The sequence below is a fragment of the Sphingobacterium thermophilum genome, assembly GCF_039541675.1.
GTDB lineage: Bacteria > Bacteroidota > Bacteroidia > Sphingobacteriales > Sphingobacteriaceae > Sphingobacterium > Sphingobacterium thermophilum.
In genome coordinates this window covers 1-18,783 of record NZ_BAABGR010000020.1, presented here as the reverse complement: position 1 = coordinate 18,783, position 18,783 = coordinate 1, and the positions used below count along the sequence as shown (strand labels likewise).

General features: G+C 40.0%; 17 protein-coding genes. 6 read left to right on the top strand and 11 right to left on the bottom strand.

Features of this window, described 5'->3' with window-relative positions; all coding sequences use genetic code 11:
* The first annotated feature begins 61 nt into the window (after positions 1–61).
* The 3 genes from ABD873_RS08975 (at position 62) to ABD873_RS08965 (ending at position 2,884) form a co-directional block, all read left to right on the top strand.
* A complete protein-coding gene (locus tag ABD873_RS08975) occupies positions 62–595 on the top strand; it encodes a plastocyanin/azurin family copper-binding protein (protein ID WP_039052989.1) in 534 nt (177 codons plus the stop codon).
* A 116-nt stretch (positions 596–711) separates the two neighbouring features.
* Positions 712–2,118 carry a dihydrolipoyl dehydrogenase gene (gene lpdA / locus ABD873_RS08970; RefSeq protein WP_345067519.1) on the top strand — a complete coding sequence of 469 codons (1,407 nt, stop codon included), beginning with the start codon at positions 712–714 and terminating at the stop codon, positions 2,116–2,118.
* Positions 2,119–2,476: 358 nt separating this feature from the next.
* Positions 2,477–2,884 carry an acyl-CoA thioesterase gene (locus ABD873_RS08965; protein WP_039052986.1) on the top strand — a complete coding sequence of 136 codons (408 nt, stop codon included), beginning with the start codon at positions 2,477–2,479 and terminating at the stop codon, positions 2,882–2,884.
* Between the two features lie 50 nt (positions 2,885–2,934).
* Here ABD873_RS08965 and ABD873_RS08960 read toward each other — a convergent pair whose 3' ends face one another.
* Complete coding sequence (locus ABD873_RS08960; protein ID WP_039052985.1) at positions 2,935–3,228, bottom strand: DUF3817 domain-containing protein; 294 nt, start codon at positions 3,226–3,228, stop codon at positions 2,935–2,937.
* Positions 3,229–3,437: 209 nt separating this feature from the next.
* On the opposite strand from ABD873_RS08960, the gene lpdA (ABD873_RS08955) reads away from it, so the two are divergent.
* Positions 3,438–4,826 carry a dihydrolipoyl dehydrogenase gene (lpdA, locus tag ABD873_RS08955; protein ID WP_345067514.1) on the top strand — a complete coding sequence of 463 codons (1,389 nt, stop codon included), beginning with the start codon at positions 3,438–3,440 and terminating at the stop codon, positions 4,824–4,826.
* Positions 4,827–4,913: 87 nt separating this feature from the next.
* Here the strand turns inward: lpdA (ABD873_RS08955) and ABD873_RS08950 are convergent, their stop codons facing one another.
* The 7 genes from ABD873_RS08950 to ABD873_RS08920 form a co-directional block, all read right to left on the bottom strand.
* Positions 4,914–5,924 carry a LacI family DNA-binding transcriptional regulator gene (locus ABD873_RS08950; RefSeq protein WP_345067511.1) on the bottom strand — a complete coding sequence of 337 codons (1,011 nt, stop codon included), beginning with the start codon at positions 5,922–5,924 and terminating at the stop codon, positions 4,914–4,916.
* Between the two features lie 35 nt (positions 5,925–5,959).
* Complete coding sequence (locus ABD873_RS08945) at positions 5,960–7,612, bottom strand: S41 family peptidase (protein WP_345067508.1); 1,653 nt, start codon at positions 7,610–7,612, stop codon at positions 5,960–5,962.
* A 25-nt stretch (positions 7,613–7,637) separates the two neighbouring features.
* Entirely contained in the window at positions 7,638–8,192 is a 555-nt protein-coding gene (locus tag ABD873_RS08940) for an HAD family hydrolase (protein ID WP_345067505.1), read from the bottom strand.
* Positions 8,192–8,662 carry a hypothetical protein gene (locus ABD873_RS08935; protein WP_345067502.1) on the bottom strand — a complete coding sequence of 157 codons (471 nt, stop codon included), beginning with the start codon at positions 8,660–8,662 and terminating at the stop codon, positions 8,192–8,194. Before ABD873_RS08935 ends, ABD873_RS08940 begins: the two co-directional genes overlap by 1 nt.
* 16 nt (positions 8,663–8,678) lie before the next feature.
* Positions 8,679–9,332, bottom strand: coding sequence for an ABC transporter ATP-binding protein (locus ABD873_RS08930; protein ID WP_345067500.1), 654 nt, complete (start codon positions 9,330–9,332; stop codon positions 8,679–8,681).
* 114 nt (positions 9,333–9,446) lie between these two features.
* Positions 9,447–11,123 carry a hypothetical protein gene (locus tag ABD873_RS08925; RefSeq protein WP_345067498.1) on the bottom strand — a complete coding sequence of 559 codons (1,677 nt, stop codon included), beginning with the start codon at positions 11,121–11,123 and terminating at the stop codon, positions 9,447–9,449.
* A gap of 12 nt (positions 11,124–11,135) precedes the next feature.
* Positions 11,136–11,318, bottom strand: coding sequence for a hypothetical protein (locus tag ABD873_RS08920; RefSeq protein WP_345067496.1), 183 nt, complete (start codon positions 11,316–11,318; stop codon positions 11,136–11,138).
* A gap of 303 nt (positions 11,319–11,621) precedes the next feature.
* Between ABD873_RS08920 and sucC the strand changes: the two genes are divergently transcribed.
* The gene (sucC, locus tag ABD873_RS08915; RefSeq protein ID WP_039052982.1) at positions 11,622–12,818 is read left to right on the top strand and encodes an ADP-forming succinate--CoA ligase subunit beta; all 1,197 of its coding nucleotides are present in this window, start codon (positions 11,622–11,624) and stop codon (positions 12,816–12,818) included.
* Between the two features lie 87 nt (positions 12,819–12,905).
* Here the strand turns inward: sucC and tsaD are convergent, their stop codons facing one another.
* On the bottom strand, positions 12,906–13,913 hold the full coding sequence (gene tsaD / locus ABD873_RS08910) for a tRNA (adenosine(37)-N6)-threonylcarbamoyltransferase complex transferase subunit TsaD (RefSeq protein ID WP_345067492.1): 1,008 nt from the start codon (positions 13,911–13,913) through the stop codon (positions 12,906–12,908).
* On the opposite strand from tsaD, the gene ABD873_RS08905 reads away from it, so the two are divergent.
* Entirely contained in the window at positions 13,894–18,312 is a 4,419-nt protein-coding gene (locus ABD873_RS08905; protein WP_345067489.1) for a translocation/assembly module TamB domain-containing protein, read from the top strand. The two genes, tsaD and ABD873_RS08905, sit on opposite strands and share 20 nt — an antisense overlap.
* 16 nt (positions 18,313–18,328) lie before the next feature.
* Here ABD873_RS08905 and ABD873_RS08900 read toward each other — a convergent pair whose 3' ends face one another.
* Both ABD873_RS08900 and ABD873_RS13840 read right to left on the bottom strand, forming a co-directional pair.
* Complete coding sequence (locus ABD873_RS08900) at positions 18,329–18,616, bottom strand: hypothetical protein (RefSeq protein ID WP_039054124.1); 288 nt, start codon at positions 18,614–18,616, stop codon at positions 18,329–18,331.
* A gap of 74 nt (positions 18,617–18,690) precedes the next feature.
* On the bottom strand, positions 18,691–18,783 hold the full coding sequence (locus ABD873_RS13840; RefSeq protein ID WP_425568709.1) for an IS3 family transposase: 93 nt from the start codon (positions 18,781–18,783) through the stop codon (positions 18,691–18,693).

Sequence of the window (18,783 nt, the reverse complement as noted above, 5' to 3'; positions counted from 1 at the left end):
ATTTAATTGTTTCGTTATCAAGAATGTTCTTAACTTTAAAAAGTCAATATTATAAACAGATATGAAAAAATATTTTTTAATTCCATCGATTGCTTTAACATTGGCTTTCGCTTCTTGCGGTGGCAATAATAACAACAATAATGCAAACAATGCGGATGCTACCTCAGAAGAAGTGTCTAACGCCTCTACGGAAACCGTGGAAGGTATTGAGAATGTTCAAATTTCTAATACTTGGACTGTAGAGGGTAATGACCAAATGAAATTCAACATAGAATTGATTCGTGTAAAAGCTGGCGAACCTGTTGAAATTACGTTCAAAAACGTAGGCACCATGCCAAAAGAATCAATGGGTCACAACCTTGTCATCCTTAAGCCAGGCGTAGACCTAGCAACATTCGGTGGAGAAGCATCATCGGCGGCAGACAACGAATATATCCCTAAGTCATCATTAACATCTATCGTTGCTCATACCAAATTGTTAGGACCTGGTGAAGAAGACAAAATCACCGTAACATTGGAAAAAGGAGTGTACGATTATATCTGTAGTTTCCCTGGCCATTTCGGCGTCATGAAAGGAAAAATCGTTGCAGAATAAATAGCAATATTAAGATATGTATAAGGCACATCAAAGTGCCTTTTTTTATGCAAACATAATTTGGCAATAGTAATTGATAAACATTAACTTTGCAATAAAATTTTAAATCAGCAATTATGCAATACGATGTCATAGTTATAGGTAGTGGTCCAGGGGGTTATGTGTCTGCTATCCGTTGTGCTCAATTAGGCTTAAAAACAGCAGTAATAGAAAAATATAGCACCTTTGGAGGTACATGTCTTAACGTAGGATGTATCCCTTCAAAAGCTTTATTGGATACTTCAGAACATTATCACAATGCGGCTCACGCCTTTGCAGACCACGGTATATCTGTAAAAGATCTCAAAATAGATTTGAAAAAGATGATCGATCGTAAAAACGATGTGATCGCTCAAAATACAGCCGGTATTTCTTTTCTTTTCAAGAAAAATAAAATCGATTCGTACGAAGGTGTTGGTTCTTTCATAAACAAAAACACCATCAAGATTACGAAAAAAGACGGTTCTACAGAAGAAATCACAGGAAAGAATATAATTATCGCTACAGGTTCCAAACCTACCGCGCTTCCTTTCTTACCTATAGACAAAAAACGTATCATCACTTCTACCGAAGCATTGAACCTTACAGAAGTGCCAAAACACCTAATTATTATCGGTGGTGGTGTCATCGGTTTGGAATTAGGATCGGTTTATGCGCGTCTAGGGGCTAAAGTGTCTGTAATTGAATACGCAAAATCTATCATCAGCACCATGGATGGCAGCCTTGGAAAAGAACTGCAGCGTGTATTGAAAAAATCATTGGGCATGGAGTTCTTCTTAGGCCACAAAGTTACAGGTGCTACTAACAATGGTAAAACAGTGACAGTGACAGCAGAGGATGCTAAAGGTCAACCTGTAACTTTTGAAGGTGACTACTGTATCGTGGCTGTAGGACGTGTAGCCTATACCAAAGATTTAGGGTTAGAAAATATAGGCATCACACCGGAAGAAAGAGGAAACAAAATCCCTGTCAACGAACATATGGAAACGGCTGTGGAAGGCGTTTATGCTATCGGTGACGTAGTAAGAGGCGCTATGCTTGCCCACAAAGCCGAAGAAGAAGGAGTGTATGTAGCAGAAAGAATTGCAGGGCAAAAACCACATATCAACTACAACCTGATTCCGGGAGTGGTCTATACTTGGCCGGAAGTAGCTTCTGTAGGTAAAACCGAAGAGCAGCTTAAAGAAGCCGGTGTAAAATATAAAACTGGAACCTTCTCTTTCAAGGCATCAGGACGTGCTAAAGCATCTGGAGATACGGACGGTTTCGTAAAAATCCTTGCTGATGCAGAAACAGATGAAGTGCTGGGCGTCCATATGATAGGGCCGCGTGCAGCAGATATGATTGCCGAAGCAGTAGTAGCCATGGAATACCGTGCTTCTGCTGAAGATATTGCAAGAATCTGTCATGCCCACCCTACTTATACGGAAGCTATAAAAGAAGCGGCACTCGCTGCTACGGCAAACAGAGCTATTCACGCTTAAAATATAAAAGAGGCAAAGTAAAAACTTTGCCTCTTTGCTTATATATCCATTCAACAAAAACAATTCAACGGTCTTGTGAGCAATGTATAATGAAAATTACTGTTGAAGAAGTTGATGATAATCCAAAAAATTGTTCTATTTTTTCTGTTTTAAACCATTGGATGTGTCCATCAATATTTTTGGATTTAACCCATTCAATAGTTTTATTTGTATCATGTACAAATTCTAAGAATAGTCTTTTTTCTTCGCCGTCATAAAAAGTCATGCTGAAATCGCTTTTATTACCTTTCATTATAACAGCGGCATCTGATAAAGTCTACTATTTTATTCACTTTTTGTTTTTTAAATCCTTAAGCCTATGAACTTTCATACTCGAAAATGGGTAAAACCCGAAGACCTCAACCCTAACGGAACATTATTTGGAGGTCGACTGTTAAGCTGGATCGATGAGGAAGCCGTAATCTATGCCATCGTACAGCTGGGCAACCCTCATGTGGTGACCAAATTTATCTCTGAGATCAACTTTGTAAGCTCTGCCAAACAGGGAGACATTATCGAGCTAGGGATAACAGCCACCCATTTTGGACGCACCTCCATCACCCTAACCTGCGAAGTACGTAACAAGATTACACGAAAAACCATACTTTCCATAGATAAGATGGTATTCGTAAACCTCAACGAAAATGGTGTTCCTACCCCTCATGGCAAAAAAGAAATTACCTACGCTTACATGAGTATTAACGACTTACCAAAAGATAAAAGCTAAAGTGTCATGCTTTAGCTTTTATCTTTATAATTTGAAATATAGACTTCTACTTATTTGCGGAGGTGTAATATATCTTTCTTAAGATCTTTTTCTACCCAAAAAGATACTATAGGAATAAGAGAGAGGAAGAAGTATTTAAATACGCGCGAAATTTTCCATTGGTAAGTCTTCCAACACATAAGAAGCATAATAACGAATACTACAACCAGAAAACCATGAATGGAACCGGCAACACGCACTGCCAACGGAAGATCGGCAAAATACTTTAATGGCATGGCAACAAAAAATAAAATTAAGGTCGAAATCGCTTCCCACAGCGCTATTTGTCTGAATATACGTAACATAAGATAATGTGTTTAGCGCTAAAATATACAATTAATTGAAAGGACATCCACCCATCGTATTTATTGACCGATTGCTGACATAATTTACATTCTCATGCCATAATTTTATCTTCATAAGTCAAATATCCTCCGGAGAGACTATTCATAAGCCAAAAAAAAAATGTATTTTTGGCTACAAATTGAAAGAGAAACTATAATTCAAAAACTATATGAACTACGACATCATTGTGATTGGAGCTGGACCGGGTGGTTATGTTGCTGCTATCCGAGCATCTCAATTAGGTTTTAAAACTGCCGTTGTAGAGCGTGAAGCTTTAGGTGGTATATGTTTAAACTGGGGATGTATTCCTACAAAAGCTTTATTGAAAAGTGCTCAAGTGTTCGAGTACTTGAAACATGCTGATGAATACGGCATTAAAGTTCAAGGCGGTGAAGCTGACTTTGGTGCAATTATTAAAAGAAGTCGTGGGGTTGCTGAAGGCATGAGCAAAGGTATCCAATTCTTGATGAAAAAGAACAAGGTAGACGTGATTATGGGTACCGCAAAAATCAAAAAAGGTGGTAAAGTAGAAGTTAAAGCTGCTGACGGCAGCGTCAAAGAATATACAGCCAAACATACAATCTTAGCTACAGGTGCTCGTTCAAGAGAATTACCTAACCTGCCACAAGACGGCAAAAAAATTATCGGCTATCGTCAAGCAATGAACCTTCCACAACAGCCTAAATCTATGGTAGTCGTAGGTTCCGGCGCTATCGGAGTGGAATTTGCATACTTCTACAACGCGATAGGTACAAAAGTTACCATCGTAGAATTTATGGACCGCATCGTCCCTGTAGAAGATGAGGAAATCTCTAAACACCTTGAAAAGTCGCTTAAAAAACAAGGTATCAACATCCTTACTAAGTCTGAGGTGCAGTCCGTTGATACTAGCGGTGACCTCTGCAAGGTAAACATCAAAACAGCAAAAGGTATTGAAGTTATCGAAGCAGAAGTAGTATTGTCCGCTGTAGGTATCACACCAAATATCGAAAACCTAGGGCTTGAAGAAGTAGGTGTAAAAGTAGAAAAAGGTCGTGTAGTAGTAGACGATTTCTACAAAACAAATGTAGAAGGCGTTTACGCTATCGGAGACATCGTGAAAGGTCAGGCTCTAGCACATGTAGCCTCAGCAGAAGCTATAACCTGTGTAGAAAAAATCAAAGGCCTTCACGTAGAACCTATCAACTACAACAATATTCCTGGATGTACATACTGCTCTCCAGAAATTGCTTCCGTAGGATATACTGAAAAAGCCGCACGCGAAGCCGGCTATGAAATCAAAGTAGGTAAATTTCCATTCTCTGCATCGGGTAAAGCTTCGGCTGCCGGCGCCAAAGACGGCTTCGTGAAAGTTATCTTCGACGCCAAATATGGTGAGTTCTTAGGTGCCCACATGATAGGTGCTAACGTAACAGAAATGATTGCTGAAGTGGTAGTTGCCCGCAAATTGGAAACTACTGGACATGAAATCATCAAGTCTGTTCACCCTCATCCTACCATGAGTGAAGCTATCATGGAAGCTGCAGCTGACGCCTATGGTGAAGTAATCCACTTATAAGAATAACACTAATTAATCATAAAAAAAACAGCTGCTTTAATTGAGCAGCTGTTTTTTTATGCAGTATAATTTAGCTTTCCTTTCCATTTATTGATACACCAGCTTAGAAGAAAGCTTAGCATTTTCTACAGGCAACTCCTCCTTACCTTCATTATTGATGAGTCGGAACAACATTCGCGAAGCAATGGAAGCCTGTTCAGCAGGATATTGTTCGATACTTGCCAGAGGAGGATTATCCATATATTTCCACAACGGATAGTTGGCAAAGCTAATCACATGGATATCATAACCTATAAGAACATTGTTTTCTTTAGCATATTTTATCAAGTCCAGCGTGACGAAATCGTTGAACGATAAAACGGCAGAAGGTTTTTCCTTTAAATTACGCAGACGTTGAAACGCTTCAAAATTGCCTTTTTCCGTCAAGTCTGTATGGGAAACATAATCTTCATGAAAAGGCAATCCACATCTCTCCAAGGCCTGCTTAAAGCTATGTGTCCGCTCGACAGAGGCATGGAGCGTCTCCGGTCCGTTTATCAGGGCTACATGCTGATGCCCTCTTTGCTTGAACGCCTCGATAGCTTCATAAATACCCGTAGAAAGGTCACAGGAAACCTTGGGAACATTCAGCTGCTCAGGGACACAGTCGAAAAAAACTATAGGGATATTATACTTATTTAATGCTTCGGTGAAACTAAGATCTGTCGTATTCTTTCCCAAAGACATGATGATACCATCCACACGATGATTACGGAAAGTATTTACAATATTTTTTTCGCGTTCTATACTATCCAAAGATTGACCTAAGAGTACTGTATAATTATGCTTTGCTGCCTCATCTTCAATGGCCGAAATGGCTTCTGCAAAGAAAGGTTCTGAAAGTTTAGGTAATATCACCCCGATAATAAAAGTTCGGCGTTGTTTGAAGAAAATAGCAGTCTGATTAGGTTCATACCCCAACTCAGCAGCCATTTTTTTCACGCGCTCAGTAGTCACCAAACCAATGCTAGGATGGTCGTTCAGCGCCCGAGATACCGTGGAAGGGGATATTCGCAGCTTACGGGCTATTTCTTTAATTGTAACGGGTTTATTGGCCATAGTCTTTCCTCATTTCTAAAACTAAGTACTACAATCTATTGATTTTGAAGTGAACGCAAAGGCTTCTCTGTTTCTTTTATCATCATTGGGAAATATCTATTTCCAAATACTGGGGTATAATCCTTAGGATTAAACGCTTCTCTTCCCTCCTTTATTGATCGCGAGACGGTCGAAGGAAAATTGCCTGTTTGCATGTGTGCTATGGCAGCAGCAAACAAGGACTCCCGAGGATCAGCAAAATCATAAAAATACTGATACGGCCACACATGATGCTGTGGAACAAGACCATGGAAATAGTCGCCAAAGCCATCCTTATTGAACATCTGAAACGAGGCTACATACAGCTGGTTTGAAGAGCTAAGGATAGGAACACCGAAAAAACCTACCGGCTTGCCATATGTATTTTGCGCAACAGCTTTTCCATTTTCCATGGCGTAGGTACCTATCATGTAGACCTTCATATACGGCACCAATACATTGATCAACAATTCGCTGGCAGAAGCGGTCTCTTCAGAAACAAGAAAATATACACGAGATAAATTTAAAGCCCCTCGCTTATTAAAATATACTGGTGCGAAGTCTTCACCAGGTTCATCTTTTCCTTCACTCTTGAGATAGCGGTTGATCTTATAAGTATTCATTAACTGACCTGATGCCTGCTGGGGCACCATAAAATTAGCAATCTCTTCCTGCATATCAATATATCCACCTCCATTGTATCTTAGATCTACTACCAGCTCATCTATATTTTGAGAACTAAAATTGTTAAAAACTTCATGGATACGGGTTAAAAAGGTCTTCTGTACTTCTCCGTCCAATACCCATGCATTCTTTCTTAAAAAAGAAGAAAAACCGAGATATCCAATCTTGATACCATCAACGGTGACAACAGTATCTTTATACACCACATCTGTAATGCTATTGGAATACTGAAGCTGAGCAACCCTTACCTCCCCTTCCTTGCTTCTATATTCTACCTTTAGAGAATTGGAATGCAGATAACTTTCGAGCTGGTAAAATTGATTATCACTTTGATAGTTATAATCTATATTAGCGTCGTCATTCAGTTTGAGAATTCGGGCACCTCTTCTTATACCTGCTCGATATGCTGGTGAATGCTTTTCCACATAGGCTACATACAAATACTTGTTGGAGTTATCCTCATTTTGCAGATATAAGAGATTCATGCCCATAGACTCTCTGTAAGGTGAAGAACCTACGGCTCCACTGATAAATCCGCCACGATCAAAGTATGTATATCTGTCATAATCCCCTTTCTCTGCCGTGGTGGTCCTTTTCAGCTTCTTATAGAAACGGAAAGGATTCTCTCCGGGAAAGGAGGAAGTCATGGTGTAACCTTTGGTAGTACGTCGTGTTACCCCCATTAGATAATCCAATACATCCGAAGCTGTCTGAAAATAATTGGTAAAATTCTCCCGGATATAACCCGTTGTTTCCATCAGGTCAAAATCTTCAGCTTTCGGATAAATATTCTCTTCCCACAAAGAAAGGTATTTATAATAAAACCATACCTGTTCCTTTATTCTATTCTCCGACTCGTTATCTGTATACGTCCTAGACTTATCAATAGCGTATAAATCTTGGACGATAATGTTTTCTTCTTTTCTGCAAGAAAAGAAAATTAAGCAAGCCAAAACGATAAGAATAGAATATTTTGAAGTATTCATCTGCGTCAAGAAAATTTAATTCGGATTAATGGACCACAAAAATATCTTCCTCATTTACAGTAAATTCCTCTGCAAGATAAGGAATAATATCAATTTGCTGATGAAGCAGCTCATCAACAAAATAGATTTTTATACTTTTACGATATTGCTCTAATGCTCCCCATTCGAAAAATTTGAGTTTATTCAACTGTTCTACCGGATTTCCTTTCGTCAAGACACAAATCTGCTTTCCTTTTTCTAATAACGAAAGAAGCAGCTGTTTTGCTTCTTCGTACAATTCAAGGCGCAGCGGCAAAATACCGTTGGCCTTCAGCCTTTCCAGATTCTCCTTATATTTCTCGTCAATACCGTAAACTTCCTTTGCGGCATCGAATACCATGTCTTCCCCATGATGCATATACACCTTTTTCATAAAATGAGCCAAATCATTGGCTTTTACCGTCCCTTCGATAAATTCATAGAAACTCCCAAACAGATAATAAATCTGCAGAATATAATCTTGATAGGGATAAAGGACATCGTCCAATTCAAAAGCGTACAGCTTTCTGTCTGTAGGAATATTTTTTAACTTCTCACTCATCATCTTGCAATGGCTAACAAAAATTCTTCTCCCGAGTCCGATATGATGCCAAGACCATTAGCTTCTATATCTACTTCTCTCTGTGTTAACAGGTCACGCTTGTTTACTAGCACGCTGAGCGGCAGCTCTTTGGGCGGGTTCGGAACAATTTCCATATCCTCTAGCTGAGCCTTCGAAGGACATAGGACGGTAATTCCGTACTCCTCAAAAAGTACTAAAGATTCGCTAAGAGATTCTATTTCCAGCAACAGCAAAGGCAGAATATAAGAACACCCCTTGTCCAATGCCAACTTCAGCATCTCATGAGCAAAAGTAGGATTTACCCCTTTCGGGATAGAGATAATCTTATGGCTCATAAATTCGGGGATATTCTCCGAAGCACTAAGGACTACTTCAAAAGAAGATTCTAACATTTTGGCTACACGCACACCCAAACCATATGTAGCACCGGTAATCAATATCTTTTCCAATGTAATGAGTTTTTAACTAGTAAATCAAACCATCCTTCATATGTACGGTTCGGTCCGAGATGTTGGCCAGGTCTTCGTTGTGCGTCACGATGACAAAAGTCTGTCCCATAGTATCCCGCAAATCGAAAAATAGCTTATGCAGCGCTGCCGCATTCTCGGAATCCAGATTTCCGGAAGGTTCGTCCGCCAATATGATTTTCGGGCTGTTTATCAAAGCTCGGGCCACAGACACACGCTGTTGTTCACCTCCAGAAAGTTGGGAAGGCTTATGCTGAGCACGTCCCGCCACGCCTAGCAGTTCCAGTAATTCCATAGCTCTATGCTGTGCGTCGCCAGCTTTAGTCCCCGCGATATATGCCGGAATACAGACATTCTCCAATGCCGTAAACTCCGGAAGCAGGTGATGGAATTGAAAAACAAAACCAATATTTTTATTTCTGAAAGCACTCAGCTCCCTCGCAGAAAGCTTATTGATCTGCACGCCATCGATGGTCACCTCTCCACGATCCGCCTTGTCCAAGGTACCTATAATATGCAGCAAAGTACTTTTCCCCGCTCCTGATGCCCCTACAATGGAAACAATCTCGCTCTTCTCTACCGTCAGATCTACCCCCTTTAAAATGGGAAGATCCCCGTACGACTTATAAATATTGGATGCCTGTAAAATCATTGCACTAAGATAGTCAATATTTTCATGAGTAATGAGAACATGCATTCCGGAATATGAACAAAAAAAGAGTTTAGCAAACCCGCTAAACTCTTCTTAACATATATATATATTAGTTTATTTTCTTACACAACGTATAGGATAATGATTGTGCTGAGCCCATTGGCCAAGGCCGCCGTAGGCAGCTGGAACATTATAAGAATTAGAACCCATTTCCGCATAATAGTACCAGTCAATATTACCTATGATAATCCAGACACCTTCATTTGTGGTACTCCAGTAGCGATGTGTTCCTGAATTCCATATATAAGGAGACGAAGCCAATAGGTTTTCAAATATACCCTTTTTCTCTAATCGAAGATTATTACTTGGATAAGGAGAGTTTGCAGGCCCTGTACCTGGCACTTCCATATAGTTTGATGTAAAGGTTTTACCACTAGCAGAACTCAATACAGCTAACTCATTTCTAGTCGGAGTCTTCCATGTATCATATGGATACAAGAAATTACATGGATCTAAACCGTCCGCTGCTGTATTAAAGAACGAACCTAACAAAGGAGGCGCTGATCCTGCTCGTGAATCTCCAAAACGAAAATAGTCTGTATAATGATAATTAGCTCCTATCCAGTAATTGTTAACATTAGCATTTTGCTTTCTAAGCTTGTACCTTCTCATATTTGCTGCATTGCGCACAGGACTTGCTTGGCTACTAGCATTATCTGTATCGTAGATATTTCCACGAGCAAACCTTACTCCTCCAATCGTAATAGGAGCTTGCACCAGATTGATGGTAAATGGATAATACTTCGCTTTAACAGGAGTTCCAATACTGAAGTTCCAGCTTCCTATCACCGAACTACCATTTCCGAAAATATAAGCGTCAGAATCACTAGTCGTTAAAGAATTGTGCTGCACCACTCTGAACTTCTTCAACGAAGGTGTAAAAGTTCCCAAACTTTCATTTCCTACCGTATATACAGACACAGCTGCTATATCCTGAAAAGAAGCATCCACATAAGTAAAATCAGTATTTGCCTTATTAACAGTCAAATTGGAAGAGGATACTAAAGCCCCCGTTTTTAGATTGAATACTCCTTGTTTTACATTTAAGTCTACATTAATCTGGTCCAATACCCAAGCTGACATACCAACAGCGTTGAATACGACATCAATACGAGATCCTAAACGTCTGAACTTGATCCCCAAAGGATTGTTTCCTAACACACTTGTCGTAACCTGACCGCTGGCATACAACACATCTCGGTTAGCAAAATTAAAAGTAGGAGAAGGCGATGTCGGATCGGCCACCTCTGCCGGAACCTCTGATGAATTGTAAGAAATTGCATACCATTTATACGTGCGGTTATAATTTACTGGTATGGTACTGGTATTATCGCCTGAAGTCAAGACATATTGTCCTACATAAGTTTCATTAGTCCCCGATACTTCATAAAGAACTACTCTATATTTATTGCCTGCATTAAAAGTGGCAGCACGTTTGTCTGCAATTTCATATTTCAAATCAGAATCCTCATCATAGCTAACCGCCACAGCATCAAAACCTTCGAAGCTCTCAATTTGAGGGGTTGTGACGCCAGATGCTTTACGAGAGACAGAAGCCGTTTTTGCTTCTTCTACAGCAAACTCTTCAACACTTGAAACAACAAACTGCAGCTTTACACCTCCGTCTTCTTCGTCAACGACATTCGACGATGATTTCTTTTCACAGGAAATCATTATCAATCCAGCCAAAGCAACAAACAGAAAATATTGCATGTTTTTTAAACGAACCATATTCATTAATTTTTAAAAATCCACATTTACTGAACCTCCTGTTCCGGAGCTCCAATTATCATTATCGTCAATAATCGGTTGATAAATGTTCGAGCCGTTTCCCCCGGACAGCTCAGCTGACCCAGCAGAGATAGACTCTTCCAATTCAATTGTGTCTACCACAATTAAAGGTGTTATGTATGTCTTCTTTACCATAATTAGTTAATTAATGATTAATCCTAGTCCTATTTCAATTTCAATGGTATTTTAGTTTTACGCATAAAACGCTACCATCGTGGACAAAGATGATCTTTTAATTCCAATAAATTTTACCATGAAGAAATGTTTTGTTTCATAATTGTAGTAAATTTACTACAAAAGAAAACACTCATAACTAGGCTTAATAAAATAAGCATAAGTCTGAACTGAATAACATTATAATCACTAAAACAGGTCAAGAAAAATAAACTCTTGTCTCTTAAGAATAAAAGTCATATTTTTACGTCAAATTTTTTATCAATGAACATTCACGAATATCAAGGAAAAGAAATACTTAAAAGTTTTGGTGTTAGAGTCCAAGAAGGTATCGTTGCGGAAACTCCAGAACAAGCAGTAGAAGCTGCTAAAAAGATGAAGGAAGACTTCAACTCGGACTGGGTTGTGGTTAAAGCTCAAATTCATGCTGGTGGCCGTGGTAAAGGCGGTGGTGTAAAACTTGCTAAAAACCTTGACGAAGTACGTCAAAAGGCTTCGGAAATCATCGGTATGCAGTTGGTAACCCCACAGACGGGACCAGAAGGTAAAAAAGTAAATAAAGTATTAATCGCCCAAGACGTATACTATCCAGGAGAAAGTGAAACAAAAGAATTCTACATGTCGGTATTATTGGACCGTGCAAAAGGCCGTAATATCATCATGTACTCAACCGAGGGCGGTATGGATATTGAAGAGGTAGCAGCAAAAACACCTCACCTTATCTTCAAAGAAGAAATCGATCCTAAAGTAGGTTTACAAGGTTTCCAAGCACGCAAGATTGCCTTCAACTTAGGTTTGTCTGGCGCCGCACAAAAAGAAATGGTAAAATTCGTTACTGCTTTATATAAAGCATACGAATCTATCGACGCTTCTTTGTTTGAAATCAACCCTGTATTAAAAACTTCTGACGACAAAGTATTGGCTGTAGATGCTAAAGTAAACTTAGATGAGAACGCATTGTTCCGTCACCCTGACTTAGCAGCCTTACGCGACATCACAGAAGAAGATCCTACAGAAGTAGAAGCCGGAGAATCCAACCTTAACTACGTAAAACTTGACGGTAACGTAGGATGTATGGTAAATGGTGCCGGTCTTGCTATGGCAACAATGGACATCATCAAATTAGCCGGTGGTGAGCCAGCAAACTTCTTGGACGTAGGTGGTACTGCTAATGCTGAAACAGTAAAAGCTGGTTTCAACATTATCTTGAAAGACCCTAACGTAAAAGCTATCTTGATCAACATCTTCGGTGGTATCGTACGTTGTGACCGTGTAGCGCAAGGAGTGATCGACGCTTACAACGAAATTGGCAATATTCCTGTGCCTATCATCGTTCGTCTTCAAGGTACAAACGCTGAAGAAGCTAAAAAATTAATCGACGAATCAGGTCTTCAAGTTTACTCAGCAATCTTATTAAAAGAAGCTGCTGAATTGGTAACTAAAGTATTGGAAGGCAAGTAAAACATAGCAAAGCTATAAAAAGACAAAGGTTTCAATCTTGGATTGAAACCTTTGTCTTTTTATATTATACCATTTAAAAGTCCTATCCTATCCTACAACATTCAAACGTGCTAAGGGAGCGATATCTTGCTCTACAAATTCACCTTTGAGATATTTGTGGTAGCCGGCGATGGCTATCATAGCGGCATTATCGGTACAATATTCAAATTTAGGAATGAAGACTTTCCATTTATACTTTTCTCCCATTTCGTACAGCGACTTACGCAGTCCGGAATTAGCAGATACCCCGCCTGCAATGGCTACATCTTTTACTCCTGTTATCTTAGCTGCCTTACGCAACTTATTCAGCAAGATAGAAACAATGCGATCTTGAACGGATGCACAGAGATCATAAAGATGGTCATCCAGAAAGGAAGGATTTTTCTTCAACTCTCCCTGCACTAGATATAAAATGGCTGTTTTAAGACCTGAGAAGGAAAAATTCAAATCCGGAATATTGGGTTCCGGAAGAGCAAAGGCTTTGGAATCACCTTGCTGCGCATATTTGTCGATGAGCGGCCCTCCAGGATAAGGAAGATTCAAGATTTTTGCCGTCTTGTCGAAGGCCTCTCCCGCCGCATCATCCAACGTCTGGCCGATAAGTTCCATATCGAAATAGTCTTTTACTAGGACAATTTGGGTATGCCCTCCCGACACCGTAAGACACAAAAAAGGAAAGTTCGGCTTCGGTTCATCGATAAAATGCGCCAATATGTGGGCCTGCATGTGATTGACTTCGATAAGAGGAATCTGTCGTGCCAAAGCAAAGGACTTAGCAAAAGATGTTCCCACCAATAGAGAGCCTAAAAGACCGGGGCCGCGTGTAAAAGCTACGGCATCTACATCATTTTTCGTAATTTTGGCTTGCTGTATAGCTTGATCTACCGTAGGAATGATATTCTGCTGGTGTGCTCGCGACGCAAGTTCAGGAACCACTCCACCATATTTGGCGTGAATAGCCTGAGTTGCAATAATATTTGAGCGTATCTCACCGTCAATACATATAGATGCAGAAGTTTCATCACAGGAAGACTCAATGCCAAGAATTACAGCCATTTCGAAAAATAATTATTTAAAGGACAAAAGTATCAAAAAATTACTAAAAATAGCGCTCTGGAGTCTTGTTAGTATCTTCGTACTAACAGTACTGTTGTTATTCTCCCTGCAGTTCGCCGCTGTGCAAACCTACCTCACTCAACGCGTTGCGGATTTCCTTGGCAAAGAACTTCAAGTGAAAATAACTTTAGAAAAAGTATTTTTCAAACCTTTTTCTACATTAACTTTACATAATCTCGCTGTTGTTGAAACATCAGGGGATACAACTCTATCTGTCAAAGAGCTGCATGCTTCACTGAACTTACGTAATTTCTTCAACAATAAAATAACTATTGAGGAACTTAAGCTAGAAGAAGCTTTGCTGAACTACGAAGTGTATGCAGATAGCACGAACCTGACAAAATATATCCGTTTATTCAGTAAACCTAAAACAGCTAAGAAGAAACCTTCAAAAAAGCTGGAACTTAAAATCGATAAAATCCAATTTGCAAACAACAAGCTCCGACTCATAAACCACAAATACAAGTACCCACGTCGTGGTGTAAACTTTGCAAACCTATATATTACCGAACTATCCGGCACGGTAGACAAGATCAAGATAGACTCCGTGAAGACAGCGCGAATAAGCAAGTTGACACTGAAGGAAAGGTCCGGCTTTTTCCTTAAAGAACTATCTTCCGAGGTAGTATTGTCCGATCATAAAATGGAATTCTCTAAGCTTGTTCTTCGTACAAATCGATCGCAGCTTAGGGATTATCTAGCATTCAAATACAACGACATCAAGGATTTCGGTGAATTTATAGATAAAGTGCAGGTAACCCTGCTTCTGAAAAATTCTTCAGTAGATTCAAGAGATATCGCTTTTTTTGCTCCTGATGTAGAGCAGATCCGATTTTTTACGGAAATAAAGAGAGCACAGCTCAAAGGTACCGTAAAACATATCGTAGCCCGAGATGTGGACATGACCACCGCACAGCACACCCGCCTGTCGGGAAATTTCCGCATCATCGGGTTACCCAACATCAATAAAACCATTTTCGATTTTGATATAGCTCAGCTTAGCAGTACGGCACCGGATATAGAGCTTCTGGTGGCGCAACTGTCCAATGCCAAGACATTCAATCTTCCTTCCGCAATCCACCATTTAAAGAATATACACTATCAAGGACTGTTCAAAGGTCATTATAATGATTTCGATATTAAGGGAAATCTGTCTACAGGCTTGGGCTCTTTGCAGACCGATGCTCACATCCGAATTGACAAGGAGTTGGCCTACGATGGTTCTATAAAATCAAATTCTTTCCTTTTGGGAGATTTTGTAGAGCAAAAATTTCTTGGGAAAACAGGATTCAATCTGGAATTTGAAGGATGGGGACTATCACCAAATGTTCTTCAAGCTTCTTTCAAAGGTACTATTCACTCTTTTCACTTGCAAAACTACAATTATCAACAAATCCGACTGGAGGGAACTGTTCAAAATAGAATCTTGAATGTCAACGGATCTGTTCAAGACCCAAACCTCGAAATGAATTATGATGCCGAATTGGATTGGAATGGAGAACAGCCGAACTACAAAATCCTATCCACCATTAGCTATGCCTCTCCCAATAAGCTGCAATGGCTAACCAAAGACTCTGTAATCATCCATCACGCTCAGCTCTCCACCGAGCTAAACGGCAACTCGTTGAATACCCTAAAAGGCAATACTACCGTACAAGATCTGCTCTTCACCACTACCAAGGGAGAATTTCTGATACAGCAAATAGATTTTGCAGCTAGTGGAAACCAAAACAATCGAAAAATAGACCTCACCTCGGATGTGTTGGACATACATCTCAAAGGAAATATAGACCTAAACACCGTAGTTCCTTATTTCCGCTCACTGGCTATGCGTTACGCACCGGCAATAAATATTGAGACAACACCATATAATCCGCAGAATTTCAACTTAGAGGTCAAAGTAAAATCCTTTAAACCTATATCAGCCTTGCTTGATCCAAACCTAAAACTGGATGACGGGGCTCAGCTCAATGCTCAATTTTCTTCCGAAGACTATACGGCTCAATTTGAGGCGTACAGTCCTTCCATCACTTACAAAGGCATAAAAATCAGCAACCTTACCATTAATGAAAATGCCGATCAAAGAGCCTTTTCCTTAAACATCAATGCCGACAGAATAAACTTCAGCGACAGCACCTATATCAACCATATCGCCATCTCCAATGTGTTGGCCAACGATAGTTTAGTCTTCAATATAGAGCTATCGGACAAGAAAGCTACCAACTACTTAAATCTCAACGGAGATATTTATTTTGCCTATCACCAGCCGGCAAACATCCATCTTCGTCCTTCAGAAATCATAATCAACAGAGAAAATTGGAATATCAACGATGACGCTAGGCTACGTGTCTCCAAAGGTAAAATCTATATAGAAAATTTGTTGGTCTCTCACGATAGACAGAAAATACGCTTTGATGGGATACTATCCAATGATGACGACAGGCTGCAGGTTAAATTCAACGATTTCAGTCTAGCCTCCTTAGGAGGTGTCACCAGACCTTTGGGAATAGACCTGCAAGGTGACATGAACGGAGAATTAAACATCACTTCCGTTTTCCGTAAGCCATTAGCTTCCGCCAACATTCACACTTCACCTATCCTTTATAATGACATTCCTGTAGGTAAATTGGACTTACGAGCAGACTTTGAGCCGGTGGCAGGATCTGTGTTGATAGACCTTCAATTGCTGGACGAGCAACGTCGTGGCATCCTTGTCAACGGAAATTATAATCTATATGATGAAAATGAACCGCTAAATCTTAAGGGAACACTGAAAGAGACTGACCTAACAATATTCCAGCCTTTCCTGAGCAATTTGGTATCTGACCTACGGGGTAAAGGCAATGCCAATGTCGATATTAAAGGAACTTTCAAAAACCCCAAAATAACCGGCATCGGTCGTTTCACAGGTGCCGAATTTACGGTAAACTACCTCAACACGCACTACTTTGTGGACAACCAAACAGCTTTGGTAGAAAACAACGCTATCATCCTCCAAAACCTAGTATTGCGCGACATAAAAGGCAATAGAGCACAAGCCAACGGCCTTGTAAACCTCCAAAAACTGGCTAACCCCTATATAGATGTAGATCTTAGAGCCAGCAACTTTATGATCCTGAATACAACCTTTAAGGATAACAATCTATATTTTGGAACTGCCTTCACCTCAGGAATATTCAAATTTAAGGGATATACCTCCGCTATAGACATAGATATCAACGTCAAGTCGGAAACAGGAACTTCAATAACTTTGCCATTCAATACGGCTATGACTGTCTCCGAAAGTGACTTCGTCTATTTCGTCAGCAAGGATTCTACGGAAAATCAGAAAAAGGATAAGCAACGCGTCTTGCAGGGCTTGACCATGAATATGAATCTCAACTTCACACCGGAAGCCGAAGTAAATCTCCAGACGACTATGGGCTCCTTGAAAGGCAACGGAAATGGAAACATCAACATGAAAATTTCCAGTCTCGGAGACTTTGAAATGTTTGGCGACTACGTTGTCAGATCTGGCAAATTTCATTTCACCGCACAAGACTTTATCAATAAATTCTTTGATATCAAAGAGGGAGGAACTATCCGCTGGACAGGAAATCCTTCGGAAGCTATCATCAACCTAAACGCTATATACCAACAAAGGACCGCGATAGGACCACTTTATAATGCTGCTGGACATTCCGGAGAAAATGAGCGCGTGCTAGCACAGGCTGACATGCTGATTAAAGGTACACTTAGCCAACCCGATGTGACTTTTGACCTCAACTTTCCACAGAATCCATATATCAAAGATCAGCTGCAGAGCTATCTTAGCGATGCCAACAATATCAACCAACAGGCGCTAAGCCTTATTGTAAGAAGAAGCTTCACCCCTAGCTCTACTAACGAAATCGGAAGAGAGGTAAACAATACGTTGCTCTCCGCAGGAACGGAAATAGCTTTCAACCAACTCAACAACATTATTTCCCAATCGTTGAACATGAATTTCCTGGACCTAAACATTCGTTCCTTCAACGATGCTTCAGCTTCCTTACGTCTTCTAAACGATCGTTTGGTGCTTTCCGGAGGAATCTCAGACCGCAGCAATTATGAAGCTACTGACTTGACTTTCTTCCGTCAGGGAGTTACCACAGATGCCGAACTTACCTTTAAACTACGTAAAGAAGGGAACCTTTTGCTTAGAGCATATAACCGCCCTTATACACGAAACTTCTTAATACGCTCCACCGATGCCGAATATATTAGTGCGATAGGATTAGCATACAGACAAGAATTTAATTCTCTGGGTGAATTTTGGCGCAAAATATGGCAGCGCAGTAATAGAAAAGATAACAAATAAAAAAACACTACTTGCTTTAACGCAAATAAAGCTCTAATAAATATCGCCATTCCTCCTGTAAAGGACCTTTAAACTCAGGTTGCTGTGCTCTACTGTACCAGTAGCGAGCATTCCACAAGTCTCCTTCTTTACGATGCAGGTAAGCATGGACATGCGCAGACACACTGTCCTCTAAATCATTGATAAGGGCATGTGCCCTTGCCCAATCGCCCTTAGCATCCCACCATAACGCCTGTAGAGGAACAGTCAAACTTTCCGGCATCGTGTCGTAATCCAGACTTTGTATAAACTCTTGTAAAGTCATACCTAAAGATACCAAATGAACTTATAATAAAAAATGCCCGGCAAATTAGACATGCCCCAAAAAGTTAGACGAATTTATGCAATATTTTTGATATGATGAGCTCGGTATTCTACCGGGCTCATTCCATTTAAATTAGTTCTTATCCTTTTGTCGTTGTAATATTTAAT

Coding starts and splice junctions, on each gene's coding strand:
- ABD873_RS08975 (WP_039052989.1), top strand. CDS start 62: ATGAAAAAATATTTTTTAATTCCATCGATTGCTTTAACATTGGCTTTC.
- lpdA (WP_345067519.1), top strand. CDS start 712: ATGCAATACGATGTCATAGTTATAGGTAGTGGTCCAGGGGGTTATGTG.
- ABD873_RS08965 (WP_039052986.1), top strand. CDS start 2,477: ATGAACTTTCATACTCGAAAATGGGTAAAACCCGAAGACCTCAACCCT.
- ABD873_RS08960 (WP_039052985.1), bottom strand. CDS start 3,228: ATGTTACGTATATTCAGACAAATAGCGCTGTGGGAAGCGATTTCGACC.
- lpdA (WP_345067514.1), top strand. CDS start 3,438: ATGAACTACGACATCATTGTGATTGGAGCTGGACCGGGTGGTTATGTT.
- ABD873_RS08950 (WP_345067511.1), bottom strand. CDS start 5,924: ATGGCCAATAAACCCGTTACAATTAAAGAAATAGCCCGTAAGCTGCGA.
- ABD873_RS08945 (WP_345067508.1), bottom strand. CDS start 7,612: ATGAATACTTCAAAATATTCTATTCTTATCGTTTTGGCTTGCTTAATT.
- ABD873_RS08940 (WP_345067505.1), bottom strand. CDS start 8,192: ATGAGTGAGAAGTTAAAAAATATTCCTACAGACAGAAAGCTGTACGCT.
- ABD873_RS08930 (WP_345067500.1), bottom strand. CDS start 9,332: ATGATTTTACAGGCATCCAATATTTATAAGTCGTACGGGGATCTTCCC.
- ABD873_RS08925 (WP_345067498.1), bottom strand. CDS start 11,123: ATGGTTCGTTTAAAAAACATGCAATATTTTCTGTTTGTTGCTTTGGCT.
- ABD873_RS08920 (WP_345067496.1), bottom strand. CDS start 11,318: ATGGTAAAGAAGACATACATAACACCTTTAATTGTGGTAGACACAATT.
- sucC (WP_039052982.1), top strand. CDS start 11,622: ATGAACATTCACGAATATCAAGGAAAAGAAATACTTAAAAGTTTTGGT.
- ABD873_RS08905 (WP_345067489.1), top strand. CDS start 13,894: ATGCCAAGAATTACAGCCATTTCGAAAAATAATTATTTAAAGGACAAA.
- tsaD (WP_345067492.1), bottom strand. CDS start 13,913: ATGGCTGTAATTCTTGGCATTGAGTCTTCCTGTGATGAAACTTCTGCA.
- ABD873_RS08900 (WP_039054124.1), bottom strand. CDS start 18,616: ATGACTTTACAAGAGTTTATACAAAGTCTGGATTACGACACGATGCCG.